At 48.9% G+C, this 11,880-nt stretch carries 6 protein-coding genes and 1 pseudogene; 6 read left to right on the forward strand and 1 reads right to left on the reverse strand.

Going from position 1 to position 11,880, the window contains the following annotated elements; translation table 11 throughout:
• The first annotated feature begins 65 nt into the window (after positions 1–65).
• The 5 genes and pseudogenes from M0Q40_06050 (at position 66) to M0Q40_06070 (ending at position 6,733) form a co-directional block, all read left to right on the forward strand.
• Positions 66–437, forward strand: a pseudogene (locus M0Q40_06050) (IS3 family transposase).
• Between the two features lie 504 nt (positions 438–941).
• Positions 942–1,808 (forward strand): AraC family transcriptional regulator, encoded by an 867-nt coding sequence (locus M0Q40_06055; protein MCK9222173.1) that lies wholly within the window; start codon positions 942–944, stop codon positions 1,806–1,808.
• An 872-nt stretch (positions 1,809–2,680) separates the two neighbouring features.
• Positions 2,681–3,763, forward strand: coding sequence for a DUF2961 domain-containing protein (locus M0Q40_06060; GenBank protein ID MCK9222174.1), 1,083 nt, complete (start codon positions 2,681–2,683; stop codon positions 3,761–3,763).
• A gap of 126 nt (positions 3,764–3,889) precedes the next feature.
• Entirely contained in the window at positions 3,890–4,681 is a 792-nt protein-coding gene (locus M0Q40_06065) for a methyltransferase domain-containing protein (GenBank protein ID MCK9222175.1), read from the forward strand.
• Between the two features lie 180 nt (positions 4,682–4,861).
• Positions 4,862–6,733, forward strand: a complete 1,872-nt coding sequence (locus tag M0Q40_06070; GenBank protein ID MCK9222176.1) for a glycoside hydrolase family 127 protein — start codon at positions 4,862–4,864, stop codon at positions 6,731–6,733.
• Positions 6,734–6,912: 179 nt separating this feature from the next.
• Here M0Q40_06070 and M0Q40_06075 read toward each other — a convergent pair whose 3' ends face one another.
• The gene (locus M0Q40_06075; protein MCK9222177.1) at positions 6,913–9,525 is read right to left on the reverse strand and encodes a hypothetical protein; all 2,613 of its coding nucleotides are present in this window, start codon (positions 9,523–9,525) and stop codon (positions 6,913–6,915) included.
• A gap of 468 nt (positions 9,526–9,993) precedes the next feature.
• Here M0Q40_06075 and M0Q40_06080 point away from each other — a divergent pair, with 468 nt between their 5' ends.
• Positions 9,994–11,778 carry a hypothetical protein gene (locus tag M0Q40_06080; protein ID MCK9222178.1) on the forward strand — a complete coding sequence of 595 codons (1,785 nt, stop codon included), beginning with the start codon at positions 9,994–9,996 and terminating at the stop codon, positions 11,776–11,778.
• The last annotated feature ends 102 nt before the right edge of the window (positions 11,779–11,880 follow it).

Genomic DNA, 11,880 nt, shown 5'->3' on the forward strand with positions numbered 1-11,880 from the left:
AACGAAGGGCCTACCTTAGTAAAAGGTCTTTCGTTCTTATGTAGCCGACGTAGAGTAAAGGGCAGAAAACCAAAAAGGTGGCCAAGAAGGTGACTATGGAAGCGCCTAATCAGCTCTGGCAAATGGATTTAAGATACGGATATATAACAGGCGAAGATTGCTCTTCTTCCAATTATCCGTAATTGACGTGTTCGACCGGGATGTGATTTGCTACCATTTGGGAAGAAGCCGTAGGTGTGCTAGAACCGGCATTACAAATACGGGGACTCCTCCATGAGTGTAAAACGCCCACTGTAAGGACTATAAACGCCCATATTGAGTCTTTCCACGCAATCTTGGAAAATGAATGCTACCGCCAAAACGAGTTTCAAACCTTCTTGGATGCCTGCAAGTATATGAACTACTGCAATGAACGACGTAGACATGGTAGCCTAAACTACCAAAGCCCTCGATATTTTCACCAAGCATTCATGAGTAATTCTTTAAGAAGGACAGCCATTGTAGCATAATGTCCGAATTTAGGAGGTCACGCCGAGATTGGTTTTATCTGGATGTAGAAATCTTATCTATGCTTACAAGAAGAATACTTGTCCAAAACCGACCATAGAAGCATGTACCAACCTTATCAGAAATTGGGCATACCCTCACCCCATCGTAAGAAAGGGTGGAAAAAAGGCAACTAAGCCCAGCCAGCTTCGGAGATTGTTTTCCCGTTTGACTGTCTCTGATCGATGTCTTTGGCCGGGGAGATAATCTGCTATCTTTGAAAGGGGTTGCACTTATGATTGTCTTTTGTGGGATAGGTACTTGCCTTTTCGAAAACAGAACCCACCTATCCGCAAGGAGCTTCTGCGTGGCACAACCGCACCTGTGGCAGTGAAGAAGGTCTTTGATAGACCATGACGAAAATAATACGTATGACATCCTTCGAGGTGACTAGGATGGAAATGACAAGGAAGTCAGTCGTCAAGTCAACCGGTTATGTAGAAGATCAATCACAATACTGGCGTATTAACAATCATAGTAACCCCCATTGGCAGCTAATGTTGGTCCAAGGCGATAATTTACACTTTCAACGGGGTAGTCAGTGCCTACTTCTACATGAAGGACACTTTTTGTTCCTCTATCCCAATGAGGTACACAGCTCTTGCGGCAATACCCCAAGCTCCGGTGGCTTCTACTTTGCCCAGTTTTCCGCGGATATACAACCCATCGGCAGCGAAGTATACTACCAGATGGACAATGAAGCCATCGTTTTACCAGCACACGGACGGACCAAGTCGAAGATACCGCATCACCTTTTCAAGCTACTCATACTGGAAGCAAACGGCCGAGAACAGTATTACCGTCTACGAATGACAACGATATTTACTGAGATATTGATCGACTTAGCACGAAAACATGAAGCCTTCGCCCATACCCGAGAAACGATCCATGTTGCATCTCCGAAGAACGCCGAAGTTGTGCATCGTATTCGTCGTTTTATCGAGCAAAACTACCGAAAAAAACTTTCCGCAGCGGATATTAGTGAGGGAGTTCACTTAAGCTATGAGTATGCTTGCCGAACCTTTCGCCAAGCTATGGATATGACCATCGTCGAATATGTTAACTACCTACGGATTGAAGAAGCCCAAGTATTACTTCTGGAGTTAAGGGAAGGACAAACCATTGCTGAGATCGCTGAATTCGTCGGTTATAGCGATCCTTCATACTTCTCACGGGTCTTTCGTCAACACGTAGGTACTTCACCGAGTCAATACATTAAACACGCCTACGGCGGGGCGATTCGAGCCAGAGAACGGGATTAGCACGCTTGGAGCTTCTAATTTCCGGTTCGCGTAGGCCATGTTTCATCACATTCGTTGTCGTTGGTATTGTCTATTCCCTCCTACACTACTCACTAGTTGTGCCCCCGACCATAACCTCCGTTTTGGTCTGTCTCTGGGCCCACCTACTGCTGTCCAACCGGATGAATTCCATTATTCGTTGGCTTGTAGACAAAGGGGACAACCTGTTATCCTATTATGGTAAATACGCAACCGACAAACTGATCTAATCGCTTGACCCTCTAAAGCAATGGACTATTATGGTCATCTTTAAATACAGCCTCATTGCCCAATACCTGTACCGATGAGGCATATTGTTATTTTCGAAGGTGACAAGCAAACGTCGGCTGGTTGCCGTAAGACGGCTCTTACGCGGTAGACCTTGAGAGCTCTCAGCGGCTACTTGTTAAACATACTAATTACCAAGTAATTCGTAGGGGCACAATTGTCTTGACTGGGGTTTGTCGATCGAGGAAGCCATCAAGACTCCCAAACGAAACGAGGGATCTTCGCGACTAAATGAACCGAGAAGCCTCGAGCTTCCGTCCGGAGGAGAAGTCGCCAAGTACATCCTAAGTATTCCGAATGCGTAAGGACTTCATATTGCACAAAATGGAGAAAGAGTGCACCTTGAAGGCGGAGCTTAAAGAATGATGGCCCGGACATAGCCCCCAAATTATGCTGCCAATAGCAGGAAAACAGGTCTGGGCAGCGAATATTGTTTTCAGTAGGGAAATACCAAGTATTGTACTAATGGATTGTAACGAGCTTTTGAATCATTCTGATCAAAGGGGTACAATAAAGCCCACACGCTTTTTCCATCAAACACATCTTAAAAAGGAGTCGGATATGCCATGAGCAGCTTCAATGGACTAGGAACAGACCTACATAATCTGTTTCGCTTAGCACCTGCCAAGACACGCTCCATCAGCCCCGAAAACTTTACCGGCGAAAAGGGCAAAGGTGGGATGGCCTTAGAAGGTACCGGAGCCCATTGCGCTCGGGAACTAGGTCAAGGATGGAAGGTCTCTCCGTCGATCAGTATCGAGGGCAGGAGCACCTTCACGTTGGCGGAAATTGAAGGACCGGGAGCAATTCAACAGATTTGGATGACCTGCCACAGTAGTGCATGGCGTAATCTAGTGTTACGCTTCTACTGGGATGGTGAGGCGGAACCATCGGTGGAAGTACCCTATGGGGACTTTTTCTGCAACGGATGGTGTGAACTAGCATTGGTGGGCTCCATACCCGTAGCCGCTAATCCCAACGGTGGAATGAACAGTTATTGGGAGATGCCCTTCAGAAAATCCGCGCGGATTAGCATTGAAAATCTTGGACCGGACCCTGTGGTATTGTACTATCAGATAAACTATTGTTTGGCACCAGTCCCCGATGATGCAGCGTATTTCCACGCCCAATGGCGTCGAAATAATCCTCTATCTTACAAACAGGATCATACCATTCTCGATGGCGTAAGGGGTCAAGGTCACTATGTTGGTACGTATATGGCCGTTGGTGTGACCAACAATGGCTGGTGGGGTGAGGGGGAAATCAAGTTCTTCCTCGACGGAGATAAGGACTTTCCGACCATTTGTGGCACCGGTACCGAAGACTACTTCGGTGGCGCGTGGAACTGGGAGTTCCCCAGAGGACAGTACTGCACTTACTCCACACCCTATCTGGGCCTTTGCCAGGTAATCAAGCCCGATGGACTATACCGCAGTCAACAACGTTTTGGCATGTACCGCTGGCACGTGAAGGATCCCATCCGCTTTGAAGAGGACCTAAGGGTAACCATCCAAGCCCTCGGTTGGAGGCAAAACGGCCGTTACCTTCCGCTGCAGTACGATGTGGCCACAACGGCCTTCTGGTACCAAACAGAACCCCATGCTAGCTTTCCGAAGCTTCCTTCCAGAGACGATCTGGAAGTGATCTAGTACAACACAGGGAGCACACAACGTGCTCCCTGTTCTCATGTCCACATCTACAGGAAACCAGGACCTTTTGTCGAATAACATCCCTACAATCTCAAAGACGGAGGAAAACCGATGGATAAAGATCAGATGGACCCTCAACAAGTGGGAGCCTATTGGGATGAGAATGCCCCAACCTGGACGGAACTATCCCGGGCTGGGTACGATGTGTATCGCGACTACTTGAATACTCCAGCCTTTTTGGTCATGCTGGGTGATATTTCCAACCTTAAAGGTATTGATCTAGGATGTGGGGAGGGGCATAATACCCGTCTGCTCGCAAAAAGGCAAGCTGTAATGACGGCAATTGATATCTCACCCCGTTTCATCAAGTACGCCCACGATGTGGAGGATCAGGAGCCTTTGGGGATTACCTATCAGGTGGCCAGTGCAACTGACCTGCCCTTTGCCACGGGCACCTTTGATTTTGCCACCGCCTTCATGAGCTTGATGGACATACCCGATACCGAGCTTGTGTTTCAAGAGGCATACCGTGTACTAAAACCCGGTGGCTTTCTCCAGTTTTCCATCACCCATCCTTGTACTACAACACCCCATCGTCGTAACCTAAGGGATGCAACGGACCTGACGTATGCCCTGGAATTGGGCAGATACTTTGAGTATGGAACAGGCCAGGTGGAGGAGTGGATCTTTAGCGCGGCACCGGAGGAAGTAAAAAGGACAAGACGTCCCTTTCGTGTACCTGTGTTCCATCGCACTCTAAGCCAATGGATAAATACGGTAGTCGTCTCCGGCTTTGTTATCGAACGTGTAGAGGAGCCAAGACCGACCGATGAAAGCGTGTCTCAATGCCCGGCGGTGCAAGATGCCCAAATCATGCCATATTTCCTGCATATGCGCTGCCGAAAACCCGGTCTCTAGCCTAGTTGTCGGTCATTGGACCTTGTAGCGTTACTATTCCTCAACAATATCTGGATTGATACAAAAAAACGTGGTGCAAAAGAAGGATTTTGCCCGCGCCAGCAGAAATATAACCATATAACAACATAAATATCAGAAATGAAGCTCGAAAAATGTGACTAAGTTGGAGGAGGAAGTGGAGTGACCGAACAACTCTTTCCACTGAAGTATCTACCCTTGCCGTTGGGTCAAGTCAGACCCCGTGGTTGGTTGAAAGAACAACTGGAAATCCAAAGCCGGGGTCTAAGTGGGAGTATCGAGGAAGTCTGGGAGGACCTTGGCCCGGACAACATGTGGTTGGGAGGCAGTCGGGATGGTTGGGAGCGGGGTCCTTACTACGTTGATGGACTGTTACCCCTCGCTTATCTACTCGATGATGAAAATCTTAAAAATAATGTAAGTAAATGGCTCGAGGCTTTCCTAAACTATCAAGACGAAGAAGGTTGGATCGGACCTGTAGAGGGAGATCCCCATCGGGACTATCCCCGGGATCCATGGCCTATTTTCGTTGTTTTCAAGGTGTTTGTCCAGTACTATGAGGCCACCAAAGAAGAACGGGTACTAGAGGTAATGCTCAATTTCTGCCGGTATCTGAATCAGCACCTTGATGCGCATCCTCTTCGGTCTTGGGCCATGTTCCGCTGGGCTGATATGGCCTTATGCGTCCAGTGGTTATTCGACGTAACCGAAGAAGGATGGCTATTGGAACTTAGCAAAAAACTGCAGAAACAGGGCTTCAATTGGCAAAACCATTTTACTCATTTCATCTACCAACGCCCACAACCTGTTGACAAGTTAAAAATGGAAACCCACGTAGTCAATAATGCCATGGGGCTAAAGACCGGGGGTATCTGGTTTAGGCAGTCTAAGCAGGATTCGGATCGAGAGGCAGTTTGCCGTGCCTTAACAAATCTAGATAAGTATCACGGGCAAGCAACGGGCATCTTTACTGGAGATGAACACTTTGGGGGCAAGGATCCTTCCCGGGGAACCGAGCTGTGCGCCGTAGTGGAATACATGTTCTCATTAGAGATGCTCATGACCATCTTTGCCGATGTAGCCCTAGCCGATCGATTGGAACAAATCGCATATAATGCCCTGCCGGCTACCTTTAGCCCAGATATGTGGACCCATCAATATGATCAACAGGCCAACCAAGTAATCTGTAGCATCGCTGACCGCGGTTGGACCAATGGTAGTGAGGCAAATATCTTCGGACTTGAGCCAAACTTCGGTTGCTGCACCGCGAACATGCACCAAGGCTGGCCAAAACTGGCAGCCCACGCCTGGATGGGCACACCCGATGGGGGATTGGCTAAAATCGTCTATGCACCCTCCAAGGTCACCACACAGATAAATGGAAAAACGGTCTCCATTATCGAGAGCACAGAATATCCTTTCAGGGAGACTGTGACATTGGAAATACAGACGGAAGAGAAGGTGAGGTTTCCCCTACATCTCCGCATTCCTACGTGGGCGAAGAACGCATCGGTTACCCTCCCAGATGGAACAGAGCAGACTGTAGAATCGGGACAGTTCTTTGTCATTGAGCGCACTTGGGACCAAGGCGATGAAGTAAAACTACAGTTCCCGATGGAAATTACTATCAGGCGTGGGTTCAATGGCTCTGTATCCATCCATCGCGGGCCTTTGGTCTACTCGCTAAAGATGGGAGAGGAATGGGTCCTAATTGACGGAACCGACCCCTATGGTGACTATGAGATCCATCCCACAACACCGTGGAACTATGGATTAGAGATTGACCTAGACGATCCCCAAAGCAGTATCCAAGTCATGCTTAAGCCAGTTGGTCCCATGCCCTTTTCACCAGAAGGTGCACCGATCCAATTGAAGGTAAAGGGGAAAATCGTACCCCAATGGGGCCTAGTCAACAGTTGTGCTGGTCCAATTCCCGCAAGCCCTACATCCTCCACCGAACCAACGGAGGAGGTTATCTTGATTCCCTATGGGTGTACTAATCTGCGCGTGACAGAGTTTCCTCTAGTAAGATAAGCTAAAGGCCGGGCCTCAATCAGCCCGGCCTTATCCTATGTGCACAGATAAACCAGCAAGTGCATCCACACCTCGGGTCCAAATCTAGGTGGTCCTCACGTACCTTCCCGATGAAGTATCCGCTTTCAATTTCCCCTAAGCCCCGGACCGTAACCAGCAGCTTAGGGGATTCTGTGACCTCAGAACTCAAGTAAGATGGGATTATCTCCCGGATAGAACTCGGGAAATTGCCCCTCGATCTGCCCATCCACATAAACCGTCAACCCCGGCTCTAGATCACCTTGGACACCAGGTTCCTGCCATGTAATATCGATCCGCTTCCCCCGATAGGGGATATTGGACATGGAAAAGTACTCAAGGCCTAAGGGCAGGGGATCAATGCGCACGGTACCATCGTCCTCGATCATAAACCCGGCAACATGGCGAATGTACAAATCCACCCACCAGGAATGCATGTAATCCCGAAATGTGCTCAAAGGAGCTCCGGTTAATGGGTTGTACCGTTCATAGAAGTCAGCCCGGGGCCGAAGATGATTGTTCACGGCTCGTCTGAGCAACAGGGCAGCTTGGGGTAGATAAGAACGATCGAAGTCCTTCGCGGAAGTGGCAAAGGCCTCTAGAACGTGACTAGTGGCCGCAGGCCACGCCGGACCCTGCCAAAAACCGGTGGGATTAAAGTCCGGGTCCTGTTTAGAAAGGGCCGGTACCGGATAGGCAAGCCAAAAGCGTTTTGGGTTGAGCAAGTGTTCCGTAAACACACCAAACTCCTTGTTCTGACCTATCCCCGCAAAGAAAGGATAGAAAGTGGTGATTGTCACTTGGCTTGCCAACTGTTTCGTAGAAGGGTGGCGATCTCGGTAACAGCTGGAATCCTCATCCCAAAGCAGGGAGTTTAGGGCCTGGGCCGTCCTTTGGGCATATTGGACGAAATATGCGGCTTCTTCTTCGTTACCCAAAGCCTGGGCCAAAGAGGAAACCGCCTTTAGGTTGGCGTAGGCATAGCTGGTTGCATCGATCGCTTCATAGCGTAAGAGGGGATCCTGCCAGCGGAATAGATCATCCATACCCGTCTCCAACTGATGGGTAATCACAAACAGCCCGTTACCATCGGGATCCCGATCTTTGATCCACCACCTTACATTCTCCGCCAGGGCCGGATAGATCTCCTGGATCAACCCTAAATCGCCATGAACAAGGTAATGCTTCCAGGCAACGAAGGGCAGTAGGGACAGACCCGTTTTTGACTGATGGTGCAAGGGCACATGATTCGTACGGGGGGATGTATACCAGGGAAAACGTCCGTCTTCATAGGCGGCTAGGCACATATTGGCAATATGGCCGAATCCAACTAAAGGATCCACGACCCAGTTCATATCAAAGGCCATAAAGGGAGCACTATAGCAGCAATAGGTTTGATAAGCTTCTCGTCCTTCCATGACTACAGGATACTTAAAAAAGCCGAGATCGCCACCAGCTGTGGAAAAACGAAGCAAGAACCAGCGAAAGGCATAAAGCTCATCCAAGCCCGGATCCGACGAGGTAAATCGAGGAATATCCTCTTGATAGAACTCCTCCCAGCTTTTCCGGTTCTCGGCAATGGGGTCTTCCTCTTTTAGGGTTCTCTTTAGATTCGCAAGGGCCTGGGCCCGGTTTGGATGGATCGCGCAGGCAGCTTTCAGGGTTTTCGTCTCACCTGGTTCTAAGGGAATTCTAAAGACCACTTGGTAGGTTCCCGCGGAATGGGTGTGGATCGTCTCTGGCTTGACTGTACTTCCCACCGCCAAGGACAGGCCATCGTGGAGGATCTCCCCGAAGGCACTGACATCGGTCAAAACCACCACTCCATCGATGTTTTCAGTAAGCTTCCTACCCCCCGGTTGTTCCCGCCAGTCATGGGCTTGGCGCAGATCTCCGGTGATCACTAACTCATACTCCTCCACTTTTTGCCCAGGATTATGCAGATGAATCACAGATACGATCACATCATCCTCGGTAACACAAACCTGACGCACCTCGCTTACCTTTGTTAGGTGTTCCCTGTCGGGATCCTCAAAGATCTCTAGCACGTCAATGTTTACGTTAGGCCGCGCGCTAGAATGCACACCCACCACTTCCGGACTGACCAGTACATGATCTGGCCACCAGCTGATTGTTCCACCGTTAGCGGCGCTAAAGATTTCTCCCATTTCGTAAGTGGCATAGAAGACCTTGGAAGATTTACCAGTAAACAAGGCCACATTCTTTCCGTTGCCCACACTGTTTTTGTCAGAGCGGTTACCCACCAAATCCAGAATAGGGGAGGGAGAGACATCCACCCCGGGGACCACGGTTTGGTCTGGTACGGCATCGGTTACGGTTAGGCGGATCCTATGCTCCCCAGCCGCTAGAGGTGGCAAAGCTATGTACGATGTGTCAAAATGGGAGGGTGCTTCGCCCCAGCCCCCAGTGTAGGTGTAGGGTATAAGACCTACATCTTGCCCATCTAAGGTTGCTTGGAAAAATCCCCCATCGGCAAAGGCCCGGGCGTATCTGACTCCAAGGAGGGGAGATGAATAGTCTTGCTTAGCAACAAAGGTGTATTCGGTAAAATGACCAATCTCACCACCAAACTCCTGACCCAAAACCTCCCCTGTTAAGGCCGCAGACTTGAAATCCCTTCCTCGGGAGCCCACCTGCAATGAGGGCTTCTCGGCCTGAACAATAATCCGTTGTGGTTGAGCAACACAAATGGCGGCGGGAAAGCAAAGTACAACTAAAGACAGCATAAACAGTAGCAGTTCATATCTAATCATATACTCTCCTCCAAAAAGGATGCTATGTAGACCATTCCGACCTCTATCTGCAATGTTATTATAGGTTAGAAGAAAAAATAACACAATAGTTTCGTCGGAACGATGGATGATAGAATACTTTGGTATGGAAAAATCTGCACCTTGTTCTCTTCGACCAAACCTATAACAGACCGTACTTTAGAGCGTTTGTCAAAACAATATCCGTCCGTAAAGGCCCTTCATCACCCCTCATTTAAACACAAAGGTTAAATTTCCCTTGGTTTACTAAAGGAAATTTTGAACCAATGTCGAATTTCAACAATGTAGACCATTGATCGTACCCTCTAATTGTAAGGTAGACCTATCAGCGGGGAGGGATATAGCAAGAACAAACTGGTTTGGAACCTTGCACGTACGCCCATACATCACTACAGGAGGTTAGAAGGGTGTACCTGCACATGAATCATCTAAAGAAGGAGATGATCATTCTTGCGCAATACCGTACTTATCCCAAAGCGGTGCCTGTTTATTCTTTACCTTATGGTTACTCTGATCGCTACCGCAGTATGCATACCTGCAGCTTGCGCTTCCATACCAACGAGCGTAGCCTCTAAAGAAGACCATGAAGTGGTGGTAATCCCCACACTCATTGTCCTTTTCACCCAGAGTGATGTAAAAACAGCTAACGAAAAAGACATCCAAGCCTTCCACGGACAGGTGGCTGCTATCAAGGAGTTCTTTATTCAAGAAGCCGGTGAGCACCTAGAACTAGAACTTGACTATCTGCAAATTGACCGCCGCCTGGCTCTTTCAGAATTTGGCTCCCCCGGGGACAATCGTTACCACTTATTTGCCAATAGCGCCACTCCCTTTTTGCGACAAAGCGGGATTGACCTGTCCAAGTACCCCTTAATTATCGCTTTCTGGGCGTGGAGCGCCCAAAATGAGTTCGGTGCCGCAAAAGCATACGGAGGAGCCGCCGAGGGCCCCTTCCTAGGATCCTATGTCCGGGGCGCATACAACTCCCAGGGAGTCTTTGACGGTAGTTACGAAGTCATCAGTAGAGTGGGCATCCATGAGACACTGCACAACTTTGATGGACTTTTTGGAAACTCAGGCATGGAACGGTTTTGGCACGCTGATCACATGGCGGGACTCATGTCCGAGCTTCTAAGCGAAAGGCCAGGGGCATTTTTACCCCGACATACCGACGAGGAAATGATGGCTCTAGCGGAAAAGGAGAAGCTCAGACAGTACTCCTTCGCATGGCAAGATCAAATGGTGTTTTACCGGCGTATGGTAGAACGGATGACCTTTGATGAATGGAGAGCACTCCAATGGGGTTACCGCAAGACAATCAATGACCTTAACCGGGTGACAGATGATGTATATCTAGAGCCCTTGTATAGAAACATGTGGGTCCCAGAGGGGGACCTAGTCTACGTGCCAGTGGTATTGCGGGATCACCTGGGAAACCCAGTCACTTCTGCCTCCGTTAGCTTAGATGATCACACACTGGCATACCAACGGTATACCCATACCGATGGTTCCTTGGTTCTCTATGAGAACGGTATTTATGCTGGCTGGGTACAACCAGGGGTTCAAGGTACTCTCACCATTGACGCCCAACTGACAAAGGGACAAAACCTCCGTTCCGAACTGACCATTAACCGACAGAAACGGGCGGTAATCGATGCACCAATCCGTGTGGAGTGGATCCTAGATCAGGAACCTATTTGTAAAATCCCCGTGTCGGTAACCGCTGAGCACCTTCCCTTGGCCACGAACGAGTTAAAAGCCAGCGGCATAGACGACCAAGCCCAACTGAATGCTACTTTGGATTATGAACCATTGCAGGTAGAAAGTCTCAGCTCCAATGACTTTCTCGTAGTGATCCCAAGTAGTGCGATTGTGGAACCAACTTCCATGGAAATCATGCTAGAAGTCGAAAGTATGCATGGTTATGATCAGCGTCCCCTCTTATTGGAGGCTAAGGTGTCGTGGACGATGAGAATTCGTCCTCTAAAGGCAAAAGTGGGCACACCAGCCCAAATCCAAGTCATGCTTCTCTCCCAGGGTAAACTGGCTACCGATGATTTTGAGGTGTGGGCAGAAACATCCGAGGGCAGGATTTCCTTTGAGCAGCAATCCCCCGGCCGCTATATCGCAACTTGGATACCAACAAAGACAGGGACCTGCATGATGAAAGTCTATTCTCAAAAGGAAGGTACTGCCTACGTATCCTTAGAGGAGTTAACCACCGAGGTTCAGTAGTCAGTTATTGGTATAAACAGCGACTAGTGAATGTAAATATAATTGGTACAACCTAATGGGCTGTACCCTTAGGAGGGACCAGTACCTTTGCTAATACGAGGG

It is taken from the genome of Limnochordia bacterium, assembly GCA_023230925.1.
Taxonomy (GTDB): domain Bacteria; phylum Bacillota; class Limnochordia; order DUMW01; family DUMW01; genus JALNWK01.

Coding starts and splice junctions, on each gene's coding strand:
- M0Q40_06055 (MCK9222173.1), top strand. CDS start 942: ATGGAAATGACAAGGAAGTCAGTCGTCAAGTCAACCGGTTATGTAGAA.
- M0Q40_06060 (MCK9222174.1), top strand. CDS start 2,681: ATGAGCAGCTTCAATGGACTAGGAACAGACCTACATAATCTGTTTCGC.
- M0Q40_06065 (MCK9222175.1), top strand. CDS start 3,890: ATGGACCCTCAACAAGTGGGAGCCTATTGGGATGAGAATGCCCCAACC.
- M0Q40_06075 (MCK9222177.1), bottom strand. CDS start 9,525: ATGATTAGATATGAACTGCTACTGTTTATGCTGTCTTTAGTTGTACTT.